The sequence below is a fragment of the Nonomuraea sp. NPDC004186 genome, from assembly GCF_053603495.1.
In genome coordinates this window covers 1-18,579 of sequence record NZ_JBSGFQ010000180.1, presented here as the reverse complement: position 1 = coordinate 18,579, position 18,579 = coordinate 1, and the positions used below count along the sequence as shown (strand labels likewise).

Sequence of the window (18,579 nt, the reverse complement as noted above, 5' to 3'; positions counted from 1 at the left end):
CGACCAGGACCCTGAGGGGGTCGTCAGCCCCGACCCGCGCGACCGAGGCCGTCGTCTCACCGCCGCCGCGGCGGCGGCCGCGGAGGCCGGGCTGTACGCACGTGCGGCGGACCTCGCCGACAGGGCGGCATCAGAGGTGACCGACCCGATGGCGCTGGCGTTCCTCGCCCGGACTCGCGCGATGGTCGCGATGGCGCACGGTCACGCGCAGATCGCCCACACGCTCCTCGCCCAGGCGGCTGAGACCGTCATCGAGCAGGCCGAGGACGTGGCCATCATGCTGTACTTCGAAGCACTCACCCCGGCCTGGATCGGCAGCGACTACACCGCTCTCACTCAGACGGCGGCACGCGTATCCCAATTGCGCGTCCCCACCGCGGGCCGGCTGTGGCCGTTGACGCGAGCGCTCGCAGGAATGGGTGGCCTGGCCGCCGAGGAGCCACCGACGGGCCTGGCGTGGCTACGCGACCTGATCGAAGGCTTGCGCGACCGCTCCGAGCCCATGGAGCTCCAGGAACGCGCCCGGCTCGCCATCTGGGACCTGGTGATCGGCGACGACATGGTCGCCTACGAAAGGGCCGCGGCCATCGAGCGCGAATGTCGCGCCCAGGGCGCGATCGGGCTCCTGCCGCTGGCGCTCGTCCTCGTGGCCCGCTCCCAGATGTTCCTCGGGCTGCACCGTGACGCCCTGGCCAGCGCCAAGGAAGGACTGCGCATCGCGCGTGACACCGACCAGGGGCACTACGCGGCTCTGCTGATCGGAGTCATGACCTACCTGGCCGCGATCGAAGGCGACGAAGAGCGCTGCCAGGCGCTGGCGGAGGAGATCGCCGGCGTTCGCGACGCCGCCACGGGAGGCATGCGATGCGTCTCGCTCAACCTGCTCGACCTCGCCTTGGGACGGCCGGAGGCGGCTCTGCACCGGGCCGAGGAGTTCGGCGCCTTCGGGCCCGCAGCCCGTACCGTGATGGTCATGCACCGTATGCCGGACCTGGTCGAGGCGGCGGTGAGGGCCGGCCGGAACGACTTCGCGGCGGCGGCCTCCGAACGGGTGCAGATATGGGCCGCCCAGACCCCCATGCCCTGGGCCGGCGCGGTGGCACTGCGCTGCCGGGCGCTGCTGGCCCCGGACGAGGAGGCCGAGCGGTATTTCGAACAGGCGCTTCGGCTGCACCTGCGGGGCGGCCGGTTGTTCGAGCGGGCCCGTACGGAACTGCTGTACGGCGAGTGGCTACGACGGCTGCGCCGGCGCGCGGACGCCTGCCGTCAGTTGCGGTCCGCCATGGAGATCTTCGAACGGCTCGGCTCGCGTCCGTGGGCCGACCGCGCTCGTGCGGAGCTGCGCGCCGCGGGGGAACGCCAGATCATGGAGGGACATGTTCCCGCCGGAGCGCTGGATCGGCTCACGCCCCAGGAACTGCAGATCATCCGGATGGCGGCCAGGGGCATGAGCAACAGGGACATCGCCGCACAACTCTTCCTCAGCCCGCGGACCATCGGCTATCACCTGTACAAGGCGTATCCGAAGCTCGGGGTGGCGTCCCGGGCCGAGCTGGCCACGCTCGATCTCGGAGAGAACGGACGGCTTCTCGATTGAGCGCGCCTGTCGTACGCCAAGTTGGAGGGTGTCGTTCGGTCTGCTCTCCGTCTCGATGGTGAAGGCGAGGTCAGCTGGCGTCGTCTTCGGGATGGGGCTTCTGGTGTGGCTGGCCGCGTTGTGGACGAAAGTCAGGTACAGGCTCTGCCGATGTTGCGCTTGGTGGGGCGGGGGAGTCGGACGACGGCGATGTGACGGGTTCGTCGTGGACCTGCCCGACTACGTGTGGAAGCTCACCTGCAAGTGGGCCAGGCATAGCCCCCCATGGCAGCAGAGAGCACCGCGGCCGGATTCGGGTTGAGGGTGACGGCGACGGCGGCCTGGCGGCGGCCGTCGAGAGTGCTGACGACGATGCCGGTGTAGCCGCGCACGCCGCCGATGTGGCCGTAGACCGGGCCGCAGCCGAGGTCGTACCGGTGCACACCGAGCCCGAAGCCCTGCACCCACGGCATGGGGTTGTCACGGACGGGCACCGTGGCGGTCATCTCTTTCATGAGCGCGGGCGGCAGCAGCTTCCCGGTGAACAGCGCGCGGTAGACCTGGGTCAGCTCGTCCACCGTGGAGATCATCGATCCGGCCGGGCCGCTCTGGTTGATGGTCTGGGTGGTGAAGTCCACCAAGTGGGCGAAGTCGGCGTCCGGCTTGCCCGGCAGGTCGACGGGCAGGTAACCCGTGCAGGTGACGGTCCCGGATGGCGGCCTGGCCGTCGGCGTAGTACGTGTCACGCGGTCGGAGCGGCCTGACGACGCGGCGGGCGACCTGACCGGCGAAGGTGTCGCCGGTGACGCGCTCGACGAGCTTGCCCAGCAGGACGTAGTCGATGTTCGAGTATGTCGCCTCCGGGCTGCCGGGCTCGGTGGCCGGGAGGCTGAAAGCGAGGGACAGCCTGCGGCCGTCGGTGAGGCGTTCGAGGCGGCGCCGCTGCCAGTCGGCGGACGTCTTCAGGCCGAGCGCGTCGTAGAAGTCGGGCAGGCCGCTGGTGTGGCGGAGCAGGTCCCTGGCAGTGACGCGGGAGCCGCTGGGGACGCCCTCCAGGTAGCGGCCGATGGGCTCGTCGAGGCCGATCTTGTGTTCGGCGACGAGCTGGAGCACGACCACAGCGGTGAAGGTCTTGGTGATGCTGGCGATGCGGTAGCGGTCGCCCGCCTTCGCGGGCCGGCCGGTGCGTGTGTCGGCGACCCCGGCGGCGACGTCCTCAACCCCCTTTTCCGTACGGATCGCCAGTACGGCGGCGGGCGCGCCGGCGTCCACCACGGCTTGTACGGCGTCGCGGATCGCCTGGGCGGGAGCGGCGTTGAGCGTCGCCGCCAGGACCAGTGCGATGATGCTTCTCATGGCCGTCGAAACCAGGTGGCCCGCGGCGGGGTTCGCATCGGAGCACAGTCGTGATGCGTTCGTGGTCCTCCGGCGTACGGTGTCATCCTTTCGCGTATTTCCGCCCCCGCGGCTGGGCCGGCGTACCCGGCGATGGCTACCGTCATGCGTGTGAACGTCGACAAGTCGGCCGTGGCGACCGGGCTCGGCGTCGTCGCGGGCAGCCTGTTGCTCGGGGACCGGGCATCGAGCGCGGGGATCATCTGCCTGGCGGTGTGCCTGCCCCTCTTGCAGGCGGCCGGGCAACGGTGGCCGGTGGGCGCGCTGGCCGCCTCCGCGACCCTGGTGTTCGGGCTGGCCGCGGCGGGCCTGACCGCCGGTGCGTGGGTATGGCCCGCCAGCCTGGCGTACGGACGCGCGGCGCAGCGCGGGCACCTCGCGTGGGCCGTCGGTCTCGGGACGCTGTATCTGGTGGCGGGGTCGGCCGTGGCAGGTCGGGCGCTCGGCGGCGAGGCCCTTTGGCTGGGCCTGGTCCTGGCCGCGTCCGCCGCCTACCGGTCCGAGCGGCGGTTGAAGGAGGAGACGCAAGCCCGGCTGCGGGCCGCCTAGCGGATGGCGCTGGCCCGTGATGTGCACGATGTCGTCGCGCACACGCTGGCCGTACTCGGGGTGCAGTTCACGGTGGCCGAGGACGCCTTCGACCACGACCCGGACATGGTCAGGGAGGCGGTACTGACCGCGCAGCGGGTGCGCGGGCAGGCCATGACGAAGTTGCGCGCGCTGATCGGCGCGCTTCGCGACGACGGCGAGGGTGCAGGCGGCGAGTTGTCCGCCCTGGTGGAACGGTTACGCCCTGCGGGGCTGGAGGTGGCCGTCCGGCAGGAGGGCGCGCCTGTGCCGGCGCCGCTCGCCTGGATGGCGTGGTCCAGGAAGCGCTGACGAATACCGTAAAGCACGCGGACGCCCGCCACGCCGAGGTCGTCATCCGGCACACGCCGGGCGAGGTCCAGGTCATCGTCTCCGACGACGGCCGTACCGTCACACGCGAGGGCGCGACGGACACCGGACACGGCATCGACGGCATGCGGGAACGCGTCGCGACCCTGGGCGGAACTCTGACAGCCGGTCCCGCCGAGCGCGGATTCGCCATGCGGGCCGTCATCCCCACACCTCCTGGACCGGCCGCATGACCATCACCGTCCTGATCGCCGACGACCAGGCCCTCGTACGGGCCGGGTTCCGCACCCTGCTCGGCCGAGCACGCGACATCACGGTGACCGCGGAGGCCGCCACCGGCGACGAAGCCGTACACCAAGCTCGTACGCATCGGCCCGACGTGGCGCTGATGGACATCCGTATGCCCGGCCTCGACGGCCTGGCCGCCACCGAACGCCTCCTGGCACACGTACCGAACTGCCGCGTGATCGTCGTGACCACGTTCGACACCGACGGACACGTCTTCGAGGCACTACGCCTCGGCGCCAGTGGTTTCCTCACCAAAGAGATCGGCGGCGATGAGCTGCGCAGCGCCGTCCGGTCGGTCGCGGCCGGCGGGGCGTTGCTCTCTCCGGGCGTCACCCGCCGGGTGATCGAGCAGTTCGCCCACCGGCCACGGCCCGGTCAAGACCTCCGCACCCGGCTGGCGTCGCTGACCCCACGCGAGCACGAAGTCATCAGGCTGGTCGCCGCAGGGCAGTCCAACAGCCGGATCGCGCGGCGGCTCTTCATCAGCCCGCACACCGTCAAGACCCATATCACCCACATGATCAACAAGCTCGGGCTGCGGGACCGCATCCAGCTCGTGATCCTGGCGTACGAGACCTGCCTGGTACGGCCTACAGGCCAGAACCCGGCCGATCCCTAGGCCAGGCGGATGACGTGGACCTGGTCGAGGCGAACCGGAGCCGGCCTGGGCGATGATCGAACGCGTCGTTACTGCGAGGCGCTGGGGATGGCGAGGGGATCACGGGGAGCGTCGCTCTTGGCCTTGGCCATCTGCTCGCCCAACTCCCGCAGCCGGGTGCGGCCCATGGCCTGGCGGACCTCGGGGAACCAGTCCTGCTCTTCTTCCTTGATGTGGTGGCGGACGTTCTCCATCAAGACGGTCATCTTGGCGTCGTAGCGCTCGTCGGCGGGGTCGAGGTCCTTGAGCTCTGACAGCATCCAGACGACGACGTGGTGCTCCTCGACGCTCTCCAGGACGTGATCGGTGGTGTCGGGGGCGCCTGAGCGGGCGGCCGGGTAGAAGATCGTCTCCTCGATGTAGGTGTGGACGGTCAGTTCCTCGATGACCTCGGCCACGATTCGCTGCTTGTCCTGATGGGCCTCAGAGTCGGTCTTCTCGAACTGCTTGAACAGCTTCTCCACGGTTTTGTGGTCGTCTTTGAGCATCACGATGGCGTCCATGGACGGCCTCCTTGGGGAATGGTTCAGACGGGATGGTTCGGGCGGGGTGAGCGTCGGCGGGGCGCCGGTACCCTCCCGTGGCGCAGGCCCATCAGCGAACAGCACCTGCACGCTGGTCACCCCCCCACCCCGGCGGCCCTCACAACGTGTGATGGGGCCGCGGGAGAGGACTAGAGCCCCGGGTCGGCACTTGGCACAGCACGGCTCCCGGGAGGCTCAGGGCCTGCAGGAGCCTTCTCGAGCAGCCGGCACCGATTCCTCGAGCACACCCGGAGCCGGTGGCGGCCAGGACCCGTGGCCGAAGGTCAGACGTTGAAGATGCTCACACCGCCGGGGCCGACCAGTAGCCCGACGACGATCAGGACGATGCCCCACAGGATGTCGCGGCGGGCCAGGAGCACGTAGATGCCGGCGATGACGAGGATGACGGCGATGATCCACAGGAGGGTAGCCATGACGGGGCACCTGCCCTGAGCCTCGGGCCGGAAACGAGCAGACATCCGCCACGTCCATGACACTCTGGCGTGCTGCGTCGGGCGGCGCGGTCCGGGTGGCCGGGTGAGCGTCACGGACCTGGCTCTCTCCGGGTCGTTCCGCCTCTTCGCATGCTCACGATGGTCGACTTCGCCACCGCCACGACATGGAAGGACGTGGCCACCACGAACTCCCGCACAGCTACGGCGGTCTGAGGCCGGGCAGGCGCGGCCGATGAGCGAGCCGATCGAGACTCCGCCGTGGTCAGGCCGGCCGACCACGGGGCGCCGGGGCGGGTTGTCGTCGGCGCCGGATACCGGTCGCCCGGCCGGCGGCCGGCATCATGGGCGTGCCGGTGGCGCTGGTGGAGGCCGAGGGGCAGGTGTTTCCCGGCGTGGTCGCTGGCTGACATCGGTGGCGGATCCATGGAGATCGCGTACGGGACTCGTGAGGATCCCGACGTGGCACTCTCACACTCCTGGCCGGCAAGACACCTGCGCAACGTGCCCGGCTTTCTGATCGGCGCCCCGCGCCAGCCAGATCATGGCCGGCGCGATCGTCGCCGACGCCACAATTGCCGCCCTGGCCCGACGTACCTACGGATCTGCCCGTGGGCATTGCGCGAGGGCGTTCTACTGGGCCGGCTGCACCTCCGCGAGGACATCATCTGTTCGCATACCGGGTGATGCCTTCCGCGCATAACCCCGGCCACGTACGCCGCCCCTGTACGGCACCGCCACTGGCGATGGCGGCCAGGCACGTGAAAGCGAACCTGAATGCCGGAATTCTGAGCGCTGCGGTCTCCTATAGAACCCGCCTCGCGTCATGAAGAGCAAGGTCCCGGGACACCGGAGGCGTCGCGAGTGGGCGCGGGCAGGTCCGGCATAATACAAATGGCCGCCAGAGCGATTTCGGTACTGGTATGCAGTCGCAAGTGTTCCCCGACCTTGGTGATCTCTATGAGCCGGGCGGGCGAGCCACGCAGTGCAGTCAGGTGGACGGAACCGCCGTGCTGCTGAGCCAAGGAGAAGGCGTCCAGCAACACACGCAGGGCGCTGCTGTCCACGAAAGTGACCTCAGCCATATCGAAGACCAGATGGTCGGCAGGCGTCTGACGGACTTCATTGATGAAGTCGTGCAATTGAGGAGCGGTGGCCAGGTCGATCTCTCCGGCCAGCACGATCACAGTCACACCGGCGTGGTGCTGGTGATGCATGCGTAACAATGGTTTGGACCTTTCAGCGCGGAAAATACGGACGATGGCGCCCCGCCGATAGGCCAAGGCCTGGTGGTCAGCCACCATCTGGCCGAATATGCATAGGGGGATTTGAGTTTTCAGGTAACCGGGCCGGTTCAGCCCGAGCTCACCTGTGAGGTCTCGGTGCCGCGAAGCGTTACGGTACATGTGCGCTACTCCGGCGAGGTCGGTATGGGCTTGGCGGCAAGCGCCTGCGCGACGGCGTACAGGTTCGAGGCCATTGCGCGGCCGGTCTTGTGCGACCAGTCGCGCCCCTGCTCGCAGTCCGGATAGTCAGGTCCCGCCCCGGGTCCGAGGTGCCAGCAGGTCCACGCCTGGCCGGGCACCGTGTAGTCGATGTCCCGCAGCGCACGGCGATCTCGCTGATCACATGATGGGCGCCGTCCTCATTGCCGGTGACCACCACTCCGGCCACGCGGTAGTAGGCGACCGGAAGCCCGCCGTCGCCTGTTTCCGACAACATCGCCTCCATCCGCTCGATCACCCGCTGGGTCAGCGAAGAGGGGTGCCCACCCAGGTGGGGAACGACGATGAGGATTTGGGCACGGAGGCAGGCTCCGGTGAATCCGCGGCCATCCGTCACCTTCCCCCCATATCGGTTTGCACTCCCGGCGGGATGTTCTGGTCGACCGCTCGGTACGTCTCGACCGTGACTCCCCGGCCGTGCAGTTCGTCAGCGACCATGTCGGCCGGCGCGCCGGTGTTCGTCGGCGCCGGAGCCGGTTCCAAGATGCAGTTGACGACAACGGCTCGCATGTTGAAGGCCTCCAGGCGTTGATCCACTCGGTCCGGCTCACGGCCCATACCCCTGGTCGGAGAAGTAAACGGCATGAAGCCCGCCGCCGAACGAGTCGTCCCATGGGTTTCCGCAGGAAGACGATGATGTACCACCCCGAGCACGGTCCTGTGCGGGGCCAGGCACGATACCCTGCGGCTTGTAGGTTCTGAACAGGACCGGATGTTGATCAAGAGGACCCGACGGATTGAGAACCGGTACGCAAGTCACTCAGAGCGGCTGCGTGTCGGCGAGTCGCCGGGAACTGGCGCGCCTCGGTGCCGAACAGCGCTACCGCGATCGTCACCAGGTGTTCACGCTGCTCCTTGGAGAGTCGTTCGATCATTCGTGATCCAGCACTGTTCCGCAAGCCGCCTGACCAGGTGAGCGGCGCCGGGCTGGGAGATCCGCAGGATCAGCTCATACCCTCGCAGGACGGTCTGCGAGGGTAGCGCCGACACCGCCGCCAGTCGGAGGTGAGGGATTCGAGCAGGTCGCCTGCGGTGGCGTCCGGGACGGTTCTGGCCACCTCGGCGAGGGCGACGATGCCGACGAGCTTGTGTCCGTCGATGACGGGCAGGCGGCGTACCTTGTGGCTGGCCATGGTGCGGAGGATCTCGCGGGCGCCGTGGTCGGCGCCGACGGTGGCCGCTTCGCCTTGGGCGAGTTCGCCAGCTCGGCAGGTCTTGGGGTCCTTTCCGGCGGCGAGCACCTTCACCACGATGTCGCGGTCAGCACGGACATGATGTGTTGCAAAGTCGGGCCGTCCGAACCGTAAACGGTGATCGAGGACTTCAGTGCACGCAACTCAATATTCGAGCGGTACCCGCTCAAGGGCAGGCTGCGCTCTGCCAGTTCGCTCATCCAGATTTCGCTGCCCCGCCGCCTGGAACGCCCCTACGGCGGCAGGATCGAGGGTTGAGGTGCATCGAGCGCGCCGAGCTCCTAGGCGGCCCGCGCCAAGGACCGGATGGCGTCGGTCTCAGTGGCCGTGCGCCAGATCAGCGCCCACCGCGTGCGCGTGTACGGGAGAAACCGCCTCACCATTGGTCAGCAGAGAGATCATCTCCGCCGAGCTCGTGGCGGTGGGTCCGATCGGGATCGACCGGCCACTCGGGGTGTGCCGGGGAACGAGCACGTCGCGCCAGTGGTCCGGCTTGGCGCCGCCCATGACGACCTCGTCTGCCAGATCTTCGTAACAGACCGACCGCCGCCCCGCGAGCCGGTGGCCGGTCCCCATCGCGAGGACGACGGGTTCGATGTAGACGACCGGGCCCACGGTGAGGTCCGTCTCCCGGACGGGGAGCCAGACGATCTGCACATCGACCGCTCCCGCCCGCAGCGGGCCGAAGGGGTCACCGAAGTTGACGTAACGAAATTTCACGTCGCTCGTCGGGTTGCGGGCCTCGAAAGCGTCGAACAGCGGACGCAGATCTTCGTGGTTGGCGTTGACCATGCCCACCCGCAGGACGTGCGTCTTTCCTTGTGCGGCGCGCATGGCGCGTTCGAGGCCGTCACGCATGCCGTTGTACATCGGGTGCAGGGCCGATCCGCCGTACGTCCGAAGTGCAGCTCTGCGGCCAGCACCAGGAAGATCTCGATGTCCCGAAGCTCCATGATCTCCTTACCTTTAGCGTCATGTTGACGCTGCACCGCGTTCTGCGTCATTGATGCGGCTGATCACCCGCCTCCATCCTTGAGCCGTCAGAACCAGACCTTCCTGGAGCAACACAATGACGAGCCTGATGGGCAGGACAGCCCTGGTCACCGGTGCCTAGCGTGCATCGGACGGGCCATCGCGCGGCGGCTGGCGGCCGATGGGGCGCTGGTGGCCGTGCACTACGGCAACAACGAGACGGCCGCCCGCGAGACCGCGCAGCTGATCGAGAAGGACGGCGGCCAGGCCTTCGTTGTCCGGGCTGAGCTGGGGGTGCCCGGCGACGTCGACACCCTGTTCGCCGCCCTGGAGGCCGGTCTTGGCGACGGGACCGGTCAGGTGCGGCTGGACATCCTGGTCAACAACGCCGGCATCACCGCCGAGACGATCGAGACGATCACCCCGGAGGCGTTCGACCGGCTGATCGCGATCAACACCAAAGCCCCGCTGTTCATCATCCAGCGGACCCTGCCCCTGCTGAACGACGGCGGGTGGATCATCAGCCTGACCACCGCCGCGACCAGGATCGCGATGCCCGAGCAGCCGTACGCGATGAGCAAGGCCGCCGTCGAGGTGCTGAGCCGTTCTCTCGCGCAGACCCTCGGCGCGCGAGGCATCACCGTGAACGCCGTCGCGCCCGGCCCGACCGTGACCGACATGAACCCGTGGATGATCGACAACCCGCAGGTCCAGCAGATGGTGGGCAGCGGCAACGCGATCCCCCGGGTGGGTCAGCCCGCCGACATCGCCGAGGTGGTCGCCTTCCTGGCCTCCGAGGCGGGCGGTTGGGTGACTGGACAGGTCATCGACGCCTCAGGCGGCTGCTTCCTCGGTCCGCGCGTCTGACCACGGCCGTACGGCGGCGACGACCTCCGCCGTCCAGGCCCCGTGGGTCCGGCCGTGACCGGCTTGCGCTGACAGGCTCGCCGAGCACCGTCAGCGTCCTGTCAGGCGGCTGTCGGCGCCCGCCCCGAGGGTTACATCCGTCAACAACCTCTCAGACAATGGAAATACCATCATGAACAGCAGGACCTGGGCCACGGCCCTGACCGTCGGCCTGGCCGCCGCCACCGTGGCCACCACCTCCACCTCCACCTCCGCCGTCGCCGACACCGGTGAGGCGAAGGTCGTCGCCGCGCTCGACGAGGTGGCCAAGCCGCTGGCTTCCGACACCTCCCAGGCAGACCAGCGTGACCTTAAGGCGTTCGGCGCGATGGTGGCGGGCGCGCAGGTGGTCGGCGTGGGCGAGGCCACCCACAGCACCGCCGAGTTCTACACCCTCAACCAGCGGCTGCTGCGTTACCTGGTGACCGAGAAGGGCTTCACGACCTTCGCCCGGGAGCTGAGCTGGAGCACCGGCGTGCGGCTGAACGACTTCGTCCTGTACGGCAAGGGCGACCCGCGCACGATCATGCACGACGAGGTCAAGGGCCCCTACGACCTGTTCGACAACCGCGAGTTCCTCGGCCTGATCACCTGGATGCGCTCCTACAACGCCACCCACAAGGCGAAGGTCCAGTTCATGGGCGCCGACCTGCTCTACCCCGGCGACGTGCTGTTCGACAAGGTCCTCGCCTACGTCAAGCAGCACCACCCCGACCTGCTGGAGCAGTTCACCCAGCTGTACGACGGACTGCGGCCCACCACCCCCAACGCCGGTGAGTACATGGGCCTGGCCCTGTCCCAGCCGCTGGCCACCCGCCAGGACCACGCCCAGCGCGCCACCAAGGCCCTGCAACTGCTTGCCAAGCAGGCGCCCGGAGCGGGCGCCGAAGACTACCGGTGGGCGCTGCAGCACGCCCGGGCTCTGTCGCAGACCTTCACCGACTTCGCCTTCGACCAGGCCACCGCCGAGGGCCGCCGCCAGGCGCAGGTCTACCGGGACAAGGCCATGGCCGACAACGTCATCTGGTGGAACAAGACGACCGGCCACAAGATCCAGATGTCGGGGCTGAACGCGCACATCAGCTACACCCCGATCGACACGATGTTCGTCCCCGCCCCGATGGGCGGCGTCCTGCGCGAGCGTCTGGGCCGCCGCTTCGTCACCGCCGGCACCTCCTTCGACCAGGGCGGCTACAACTTCCTGATCGACAAGGGCGAGTGCCCGGCCGGTTCACGCCCGGCTGAGCGGCCCCTCACGTGCAAGGGCTCGGTGGACGCCGCCGGCAGCGACTACAACGAGTACGTCTTGGACCAGGTCCGCTACCGCGACTTCATCCTCGACACCCGCACCGCGCCCCAGGTCGCACGGACCTGGCTGGCCGAAAGCCGCCCCACCCGTCTCATCGGCGGCGGCTTCTGGTCACCCGAACAGGCCACCAAGGTCGCTCTCGGCGAGTCCTTCGACATCGTGATCCACCTGCACACGGTCAAGGCCGCCGCGCTGCTGCCCTGACATCGGCGCCTCTTACGGGGCATTGAGATCCGGCAGGCGGAAACACTCCGCCTGCCGTTTCCACGTCCGGCCACGCCCGCGCCAGGCTCGGGGACGGGCGGGGTGGAAGGATCTCGGTCGTCATGCGCCATGGCTGCTCCTCCAGGAGGACCCTCTCCTGCCCGCCAGGGTCGGCCCTACCACCCGCTGGCGACGTCGTGGGCCTCAGCGCTCGGCACTATGTTGCTGCTCCACACCGACGGGCTCGCCAATCGGTCGGCAGCACCATCGACGAGGGGAGCGAGCACGCCTCCAGTGCCTACAGCACTCTGTCCCTGGACGCGCCGTCCGTCTCCGATGACGGCGACTCGGCCCGGCTCGGCGACTTCATCCCCGACCACGCCGCCCGGCTGGACACTTTCGTCGACGACCGCCCCTTGGCGTCGTGCTTGGCGATCAGCCTGTCAAGCTTGGCGTCGATCTCGGACAGGCGGCCATCGTCGTCAACAACGCTCCCTTTGCTCGTAACGGTCACCGCCGCCGAGGAGATGTTCGGATGTGGACACGTGATCCACATCCACCAGCGAGATGCTTGGAACGTCCCAAACGAGCCGTCCACGATCAGGAGCATCATGGGCTTCCCCCAGCAGCCGCAGGACCCGTACGGACGGCAGTACGGCCAGTCTGGGCCGCAGTATCAGCAGCCCTACCAACCACAGCCGTACAGCCAGCCGTACATGCCGGCGCCGATGCCGGGCCCTCAGTACGGGCCGATGCAGTACACGACGGTGAAAGAGTTCAACCCGATTGCGGCGGTCATCCACATCCTCCTGTGGGTGTTCATCCACTGGTGGCTTGTATTGATCACGTTCGGGATGTGGCTGTTCGTCGCGATTCCGGTGACATTCATCGGGTGGCGGGTGACGCGGCACCTGCCGGTGCAGCAGGTGCATTACGTGCAGCCGCCATACCCGCCGCACCACGGGTAGACGCCCTTGCGATCGCAACCGTGTCGAGCGATCCTAGGCCGGCGGCCGCGCCTGCGGCGAGCCAGAGGATGCGCCTCCCGGCGGCGGATACGGCTCTCGTGGTCGTCACTGCGGGAGGTGGCAGCTTGTGCCGCAGGTCCGCCTCGGCCGTCGTCAGGTGGGCGGGCGGCTGGGTGACCTGGCGGGTGTACTCCGCCGACGCCTGCGCTTTCTTTCCTGCTCCTGAACGCCGGATATCCGGCCCGCTTGGCGAAGAAGCTGGCGAACGCCGCCCGCAGGTGCTGCAGCACCTGCAGCCGCGGCAGGGACGACACCTCCGGCAGGGAGTCGTAGGCGCCGCTGCGCTTCCACGCCGTCGGCGCCGCCGACGACTCCGCATAGAAGACCCGGCGACCCTCCAGGGCGTAGGCGCGGGTGCGCTCTTCCAACGCCTTGCTGTAGACCAGACCTGCGCACCCAAATGTCCGAACGAGCTGTTCGTCCTGATCAGGGGTCGGGTTGAAGCGGTACTTGTGGGCCCGCTTCATCAGCTGCGCCACGTCCCACCAGTTGCTGGGAAGATCGGTTAGGTATCGTTCGTGTGTTCGGTCCTGTCACAGGGGTACCACGCTTTCCCACCCTGAAGGACAGGGTCTCCAGGATCAAGGAGATTCGATGAACCGCGCCTGGGTGCACCGTCTGTCCGCCGCGGCCAGGCGGGAGACGTCCTATGTCCGCGCTCAGGCTCAAGGGCTGGCCAGGCCAGGATCGCATCAGCGGCTGCACGTGCGGCAGATCGCCAAGGCGACCTTGGCGGCGGTGTTGGCCTGGCTGCTGGCCAGCCGGTTGCTGCCGACCGAGGCTACCTGGATCGCCCCGGCCACCGCGGTGATCATGGTGCATGCCACCGTGTACCAGACATTGACCAACGGGCTGCGCCGGGTCGCTGCGGTCGCCGCGGGGGTGATCCTGGCCGGCAGCATCGGGCACCTGCTCGGCCTGGGCGTGCTCAGCCTGATTCTGGTCGTGCCGCCGGCGCTGGTGGCCGCGCGCTGGCACCGGATGGGCCGCTACGGCAGCGATGTGGCCACCACCGCGGTGCTCATGCTTTCCTTCGGCGCCGCCTCCCAAGACCGCTACCTGGCCGCCTACGTGGTGGCCACCGCCGCCGGGGCGCTGTGCGGGGCGATCGTCAACACGGTGCTGTGGCCGCCGCTGTATCGCGACCGCCCCAACGTCGCCGTGCGGCGCCTGGCCCGCGAGGTGTCCGGCCTGCTCACCGCGATAGCCAACGGGCTGCGCGACGGCTGGGACCTCTCGGCGCTGCCAGACTGGAAGCGCCAGGCCCACCGGCTGGATGAGTACCTGGCCACCGCCACCTCCGCCGTGGCCGACAGCGCAGAAAGCCACCGCTACAACCTGCGCCACCGCCTGCGCCACCGCCTGCGTCGCCGACCGCGCGCCGACCGACCGGATACCGGCCACGACCAGACTGCACAGCAGACCCTGCAAATTCTGGCCAGGCTCGCCACGCATGTCCGCGCCATCGTGCACGCCCTGTTCCCCCTCGACCACCACAGCACCTCTCGTGCGCCGGTCACCACGATCCAGGACGTCAGTCACGACTACGCCCGCGACTACGCCGACCTGCTCGACCTGCTGGCCGACACCTTGACCAGCACGAGCGCACGCGGCGGCGACCCGGTCCGCACGCGCATTCTGCTGGGCCGCGCCCGCGCCCAGGCCGCCCGCATCCACGAGCAGATGACCAGCCAGATCCGGCACGGCCACGTGAACCACCCCACTGGCTGGGCCCTCAGCGGCAGCCTGCTCACCGACGCCGACCGCATCCTGGCCATCCTCGCTGACGGCCGCACCCCCTCCCCCCGCGAATCTCACCAAGACCGGCGCCACGACAGCTCAGACGGCGACAGGTCAACCACATCCCCCGCGCAGCGGCCTCCAGAACGCACCTGATACTGCGCGGCGGGCGCTGCGCCGTTCACGGCGGGGCAGGTCGCGCTCGACGAATACGTCGATCATCAGGCGGACGGCAACGCGGCTCATCCCGGCCGGCGCGCCAGACAGCCGTTATGGCCCGAGTGGCTCACCACGCAGATCAGCCAGCCCACTCGGTGTCCCGGCCCGCAGAGAGCGCATCATCCCGAAGCGCTCTTCTTCGCCGTGAGGCCATGACGGCGGCCGATATGGCCCAGCTCGCCCGCTGGTTGACCGGCCGCGCCCCACGTACCCGCCCCTCGCCGAGCGGGTGGCCGAGGTCCGTACTCTCGCTCCGCGACATCGAGGACGCCGCCGACCCGCTTCTCGGCGCTGCCCGAGCGCTCAATCGGGCCGCCCTGATTGCCGGCGACTGCAGCCTGTCCGAACTGGCGCGGGAACTGTGCCGGCGGCAGATCGCCCCCTACCGCAACGCTGGCCACCTCACCGTCCGGCAAGCCACGCGCATGCTCGAACCCGTCGTGAACCTGGCACGGCTGCGCATCCGGGGAGGCGACGCCGAGACGGCGTGGGCCTCACTCAGCACCCTCTACCACGCCCTGCAGACCAACACTCTTGCCATCATCGAGGGCCGGTCGCTGCCGACCCAGGACCTGATCGACAGCCCGCAGGAGCAGCAGGAGCTGCGCATCTGGGCGTATCGCGTCTACCTGTCCGAAGGCACCCGCGCCCTCGTGCGCCTCGGCCGGTGGCAGGAAGCGCTCCGCCCACGTCGAACAGGACAAGGGGATCGGCCCGCACCTGCTGGACGGCCGCCAGGTAAAGATCGTGAACCCCTACCTCGACAGGGACGCGGACGCCGCCCAGACCGTGCCGGACGGCAGCATGATCACGTAGTCGTGGGAAGCCCAAGTTTCCGCGTGCCTGGAGGTGCTGCGCCACCTCGTGGACAACCCGCACGCCGACCGGGAGACCGCCCTGATGATCGAACGGTACCTCGTCGGTGAGACAGAGCCTGGACACGCCATCTTCCGCACCCGCCTGGGCCTGGCCGTCGCCGACCTCGCCACCTGCGCCGCTCCTGCCAGGGTCCACTCCGCGTACCTGCTCACCCTCCTCCCGGGCATGCGTTCAGAAGGACGGGCCGGTGACAAGGAGGGGCCAGGTCAGGGCGGCCATCTCGGCCGGGATGCGCGGGCAGCCGCGCTCGAGCCAGTCGGTGGCCACGCCGAGGAGCGCTCCGGCGGTGAACGCGGCGGGCACGTCGTGGGGAATGTCGGCCGAGGAGACGCTGTCCGGCGCGGCGCCGGCCTTCCGGCGGCGGCGCTTGTGACGCAATCTCCGCCGCGTAGGTGGCGGCCCGTTCCTCGTAACCCCTCTCGGTCAGCGCCTGACCGGCCGTAACGGCGGGGGCGGTGCTGGCGGTCATCGCTGCGTCCCATAGAAGCGGGCGTGCTGGAGGAGCACCGGGTGCGTCAGCTGGCCGGCTCGGGAGATCTGCGCGGCCTGGACGACCGGGTCCTCTTCTCCCAGGAGCACAACGCGGGCGAGCCTCACCAGGTATGTGGCGGCGTTGCTGGTGTAGGCGGCCGTCGCCGACACCAGCGCCGGCCACGTGTCGACCTTGATGTGAAGGATGCCTCCCACCAAGCGGGGCTCATCGCCAGGTTGCTGGACCGGCCCCGCAGCCGGCAGATAGCCGGGCCCGTAGCCGCAGGTGGCGTCGACGATGACCGCGCCGGGCCGCATCACCCCAAATCCGCGTCAGTGATCATGGGCGAGGTGTCGTAGGTGGAGACCAGGACCGCGCCCACCAGCAGGTCGGCGTCCTTCAACTGCTCCAGCAGCACGTCACGGCAGTTGACCAGCACCCGAACCCCGGCCGGGGCCCTCCGCTCGTAGTCGGCGCGTGAGGCTTCGCATTTGGCCAGCACAACGACCTGCGCCCCGAGCGCGGCGGCGGTGCGAGCAGCGGTCAGCTCGCGCACATCACCCACGCCATCGCAGGGAGGAAGGTTCAGCCGGTGAACCGGGCCAGGAACTGGCCCTTGGCGCGCTCGTCGGTCTCCCTGGTGCCGTAGCCGGTGGCCCACAGGCCGCCGCCCGGCACAGCGCCGAGCTGCTTGATCCGGTAGTCGTCGAGTAGCGGCGGTTTCGGCGCCTGCTGCCAGGCAGTGCCGTTCCAGCGCAGCAGCACACCGACGCTGCGCGCGGTGGCGTCGGCCTGCCCGCTGCCTCCGGCCCACACCTCGGTGCCGTTCCAGGCCAGCGAGGTGATGGAGGATCCGTACCAGCCGGTGGTCGCCGGGGTCGGCGTCACCGTCCACTCGCTACCGTTCCAGCGCATGGCGAACGCCTCGCGCTTCTTGACCGAAAAGCCGTTGGCCTCGTAGGTGGTCCGCTGACCGGCCGCCCACACCTCGCCGGGCCGCGCGGCCACCGCGTCCAGGGTGGTCTCGACCAGCGCTTCCTTCGGCGGATCCGGCAGCCGGGACCAGGTGTGGCCGTCCCAGTGCAGCACCAGGGTGTGCGCATCGGCGCTCGGTCCGTAGCGGTTGGTGGTGCCGACCGCCCAGACGTCGTCCGGCGCCAGAGCATGCACCGCGCTCAGGTCGGTGTTGCCCGCGAGCGGCGGGAGGCTCATCTTCTGCCAGGCGGTGCCGTCCCAGCGGATCACGCCCGCCGTGGAAACCTCACCGCTCGACTGGTCGGACCTGCCGACCGCGAAGGCAGTGCCGCCCACCGCGGCGACATCATCAAGGTAGAAAGGGTTGTTCTGTTCGGTCGGGTACGGAATGAGGGTCCAGGCCGTACCGTCCCAGTGGTAGGCAATGGTCGAACCGGTGACCCAAACGTCGTTCTCCGCGGCGGCCGACACCGAGGTCAGCGCGCCCCGGCAGGTGATATCCGGCCGGTCGTTCACCCATTTCTGACCGTTCCAGCGAAACAGATCGGGGCAGACCACACCCGGCGGCGGGTACGGCGAGCCCTCCATCCGCACCTGCCCCACAGCCCAAGCTTGGGTGCCGCTCAGCGCGGCGACATCGTTGAGTTCCTTGAGTTGCTTCTCGGATTCGGTGTATCCGTAGGGAAAGGACAGGTGGTCCCAGACCGGCGCAAGTGTCGCGCCCGCCGGGGCCGCGGTCGCCAGGCCCGCGGTGAGCGCGACCGCGCCGAGAATTCTGCTGGATGTCAGGGATAATATTTTTCGCTTGGTCACGAACGCTTTCGTACCATCGCCGGTCAGCCGCGCACATGGCCTAGGGAATGCATAGGGGCCCCTGGACGAATCATAGGGGGCCCTAGGGGGCCCCACTGGCACGTCCATTACGATAGGTATACGCGTACGCCGACCATATGCGAGGAGAATTCGTCACGGAAGACGCCCATCGAGCGCCAGCGTCCCGAGATTGGCCAGACGATCATTCATTCTGACCCGTGGGGCGCGGTATACCAGCGCCTTGGCCGATGACGTTTTATCGCTGAGTTTCAGCTGATCTGCCGGTGTTCGAAATGGACGAGAACGAGCGCGGCGTGGACCTGTGGGTGCCCGAAACTCGGCCAGCGGGCTGATCTGGGGTTTGGCGTTTCCGCGCTGGCGGGCATGATCGCTGTTCATGGCGTTGCAGCTGGTTGGTTCGGCTCGCGGGGTGGGTGGTGCTGCTGGGTCGCTCGCAGCGGTCGAAGGATGCGGAGATTCGTGTGCCACGAACGCTGTTGGAGGTTGCGATGTAGGAGGTCGTGCTTTCTGAAGGCGGTGCTGTGCTGGTGATGGAGGTTGGCCCTCCGGGATC

General features: G+C 68.7%; 22 protein-coding genes and 1 pseudogene. 9 read left to right on the top strand and 14 right to left on the bottom strand.

All coding sequences use genetic code 11. The features are described from left to right. A partial coding sequence (locus ACWEPL_RS60975; protein WP_452442136.1) for a LuxR C-terminal-related transcriptional regulator occupies window positions 1-1,597 on the top strand: 1,597 nt, incomplete at its 5' end. 233 nt (window positions 1,598-1,830) lie between these two features. On the opposite strand, the pseudogene ACWEPL_RS60970 reads toward ACWEPL_RS60975, so the two are convergent. Continuing rightward, window positions 1,831-2,932 (bottom strand): annotated as a pseudogene (locus ACWEPL_RS60970) (serine hydrolase domain-containing protein). A 150-nt stretch (window positions 2,933-3,082) separates the two neighbouring features. Between ACWEPL_RS60970 and ACWEPL_RS60965 the strand changes: the two are divergent. Genes ACWEPL_RS60965 through ACWEPL_RS60950 form a run of 4 tightly spaced genes read left to right on the top strand, consistent with a single transcriptional unit; the run spans window position 3,083 to window position 4,775 of the window. Beyond that, window positions 3,083-3,520, top strand: a complete 438-nt coding sequence (locus tag ACWEPL_RS60965) for a hypothetical protein (RefSeq protein WP_452442135.1) — start codon at window positions 3,083-3,085, stop codon at window positions 3,518-3,520. Between the two features lie 3 nt (window positions 3,521-3,523). After that, window positions 3,524-3,850 carry a histidine kinase gene (locus tag ACWEPL_RS60960; RefSeq protein ID WP_452442134.1) on the top strand — a complete coding sequence of 109 codons (327 nt, stop codon included), beginning with the start codon at window positions 3,524-3,526 and terminating at the stop codon, window positions 3,848-3,850. After that, window positions 3,832-4,101, top strand: a complete 270-nt coding sequence (locus ACWEPL_RS60955; protein ID WP_452442133.1) for a sensor histidine kinase — start codon at window positions 3,832-3,834, stop codon at window positions 4,099-4,101. Before ACWEPL_RS60960 ends, ACWEPL_RS60955 begins: the two co-directional genes overlap by 19 nt. Continuing rightward, the gene (locus ACWEPL_RS60950; RefSeq protein WP_452442132.1) at window positions 4,098-4,775 is read left to right on the top strand and encodes a response regulator transcription factor; all 678 of its coding nucleotides are present in this window, start codon (window positions 4,098-4,100) and stop codon (window positions 4,773-4,775) included. The genes ACWEPL_RS60955 and ACWEPL_RS60950 overlap by 4 nt, the downstream gene beginning before the upstream one ends. Before the next feature lie 68 nt (window positions 4,776-4,843). Here ACWEPL_RS60950 and ACWEPL_RS60945 read toward each other — a convergent pair whose 3' ends face one another. The 7 genes from ACWEPL_RS60945 to ACWEPL_RS60915 all read right to left on the bottom strand — a co-directional run bounded on the left by ACWEPL_RS60945 (window position 4,844) and on the right by ACWEPL_RS60915 (window position 9,358). After that, window positions 4,844-5,317 carry a hemerythrin domain-containing protein gene (locus tag ACWEPL_RS60945; protein ID WP_363984536.1) on the bottom strand — a complete coding sequence of 158 codons (474 nt, stop codon included), beginning with the start codon at window positions 5,315-5,317 and terminating at the stop codon, window positions 4,844-4,846. A gap of 305 nt (window positions 5,318-5,622) precedes the next feature. Then, window positions 5,623-5,772 carry a GPGG-motif small membrane protein gene (locus ACWEPL_RS60940; protein ID WP_181307280.1) on the bottom strand — a complete coding sequence of 50 codons (150 nt, stop codon included), beginning with the start codon at window positions 5,770-5,772 and terminating at the stop codon, window positions 5,623-5,625. Window positions 5,773-6,614: 842 nt separating this feature from the next. Further along, the gene (locus tag ACWEPL_RS60935) at window positions 6,615-7,094 is read right to left on the bottom strand and encodes an STAS domain-containing protein (RefSeq protein ID WP_363984532.1); all 480 of its coding nucleotides are present in this window, start codon (window positions 7,092-7,094) and stop codon (window positions 6,615-6,617) included. A 107-nt stretch (window positions 7,095-7,201) separates the two neighbouring features. Beyond that, entirely contained in the window at window positions 7,202-7,375 is a 174-nt protein-coding gene (locus tag ACWEPL_RS60930) for a hypothetical protein (RefSeq protein ID WP_452442131.1), read from the bottom strand. Between the two features lie 864 nt (window positions 7,376-8,239). Beyond that, window positions 8,240-8,536 carry a CBS domain-containing protein gene (locus ACWEPL_RS60925; protein WP_452442130.1) on the bottom strand — a complete coding sequence of 99 codons (297 nt, stop codon included), beginning with the start codon at window positions 8,534-8,536 and terminating at the stop codon, window positions 8,240-8,242. Window positions 8,537-8,538: 2 nt separating this feature from the next. After that, a complete protein-coding gene (locus tag ACWEPL_RS60920; protein ID WP_363984528.1) occupies window positions 8,539-8,688 on the bottom strand; it encodes a hypothetical protein in 150 nt (49 codons plus the stop codon). Between the two features lie 118 nt (window positions 8,689-8,806). Next, window positions 8,807-9,358, bottom strand: a complete 552-nt coding sequence (locus ACWEPL_RS60915; protein ID WP_452442129.1) for a substrate-binding domain-containing protein — start codon at window positions 9,356-9,358, stop codon at window positions 8,807-8,809. A gap of 294 nt (window positions 9,359-9,652) precedes the next feature. On the opposite strand from ACWEPL_RS60915, the gene ACWEPL_RS60910 reads away from it, so the two are divergent. Both ACWEPL_RS60910 and ACWEPL_RS60905 read left to right on the top strand, forming a co-directional pair. Beyond that, window positions 9,653-10,327, top strand: coding sequence for an SDR family oxidoreductase (locus tag ACWEPL_RS60910; protein WP_452442128.1), 675 nt, complete (start codon window positions 9,653-9,655; stop codon window positions 10,325-10,327). A 172-nt stretch (window positions 10,328-10,499) separates the two neighbouring features. Further along, complete coding sequence (locus tag ACWEPL_RS60905; RefSeq protein WP_452442127.1) at window positions 10,500-11,879, top strand: erythromycin esterase family protein; 1,380 nt, start codon at window positions 10,500-10,502, stop codon at window positions 11,877-11,879. Window positions 11,880-12,177: 298 nt separating this feature from the next. On the opposite strand, the gene ACWEPL_RS60900 is transcribed toward ACWEPL_RS60905, so the two are convergent. Continuing rightward, the gene (locus tag ACWEPL_RS60900) at window positions 12,178-12,492 is read right to left on the bottom strand and encodes a hypothetical protein (protein ID WP_452442126.1); all 315 of its coding nucleotides are present in this window, start codon (window positions 12,490-12,492) and stop codon (window positions 12,178-12,180) included. Here ACWEPL_RS60900 and ACWEPL_RS60895 point away from each other — a divergent pair. Beyond that, entirely contained in the window at window positions 12,491-12,847 is a 357-nt protein-coding gene (locus ACWEPL_RS60895; RefSeq protein ID WP_452442125.1) for a hypothetical protein, read from the top strand. The genes ACWEPL_RS60900 and ACWEPL_RS60895 overlap by 2 nt on opposite strands. Here the strand turns inward: ACWEPL_RS60895 and ACWEPL_RS60890 are convergent. Then, window positions 12,811-13,374, bottom strand: coding sequence for a helix-turn-helix domain-containing protein (locus tag ACWEPL_RS60890; RefSeq protein ID WP_452442137.1), 564 nt, complete (start codon window positions 13,372-13,374; stop codon window positions 12,811-12,813). The two genes, ACWEPL_RS60895 and ACWEPL_RS60890, sit on opposite strands and share 37 nt — an antisense overlap. 127 nt (window positions 13,375-13,501) lie before the next feature. Between ACWEPL_RS60890 and ACWEPL_RS60885 the strand changes: the two genes are divergently transcribed. Next, window positions 13,502-14,803, top strand: coding sequence for an FUSC family protein (locus ACWEPL_RS60885; RefSeq protein ID WP_452442124.1), 1,302 nt, complete (start codon window positions 13,502-13,504; stop codon window positions 14,801-14,803). Between the two features lie 1,113 nt (window positions 14,804-15,916). Here the strand turns inward: ACWEPL_RS60885 and ACWEPL_RS60880 are convergent. From ACWEPL_RS60880 to ACWEPL_RS60865, 4 genes are all read right to left on the bottom strand, one after another. Further along, a complete protein-coding gene (locus ACWEPL_RS60880) occupies window positions 15,917-16,123 on the bottom strand; it encodes a TetR-like C-terminal domain-containing protein (RefSeq protein ID WP_452442123.1) in 207 nt (68 codons plus the stop codon). Window positions 16,124-16,210: 87 nt separating this feature from the next. Further along, complete coding sequence (locus ACWEPL_RS60875) at window positions 16,211-16,534, bottom strand: hypothetical protein (RefSeq protein ID WP_452442122.1); 324 nt, start codon at window positions 16,532-16,534, stop codon at window positions 16,211-16,213. Beyond that, the gene (locus tag ACWEPL_RS60870; protein ID WP_452442121.1) at window positions 16,534-16,782 is read right to left on the bottom strand and encodes a hypothetical protein; all 249 of its coding nucleotides are present in this window, start codon (window positions 16,780-16,782) and stop codon (window positions 16,534-16,536) included. The genes ACWEPL_RS60875 and ACWEPL_RS60870 overlap by 1 nt, the downstream gene beginning before the upstream one ends. 20 nt (window positions 16,783-16,802) lie before the next feature. Beyond that, entirely contained in the window at window positions 16,803-18,005 is a 1,203-nt protein-coding gene (locus tag ACWEPL_RS60865) for a hypothetical protein (RefSeq protein ID WP_452442120.1), read from the bottom strand. Window positions 18,006-18,579: the final 574 nt, after the last annotated feature.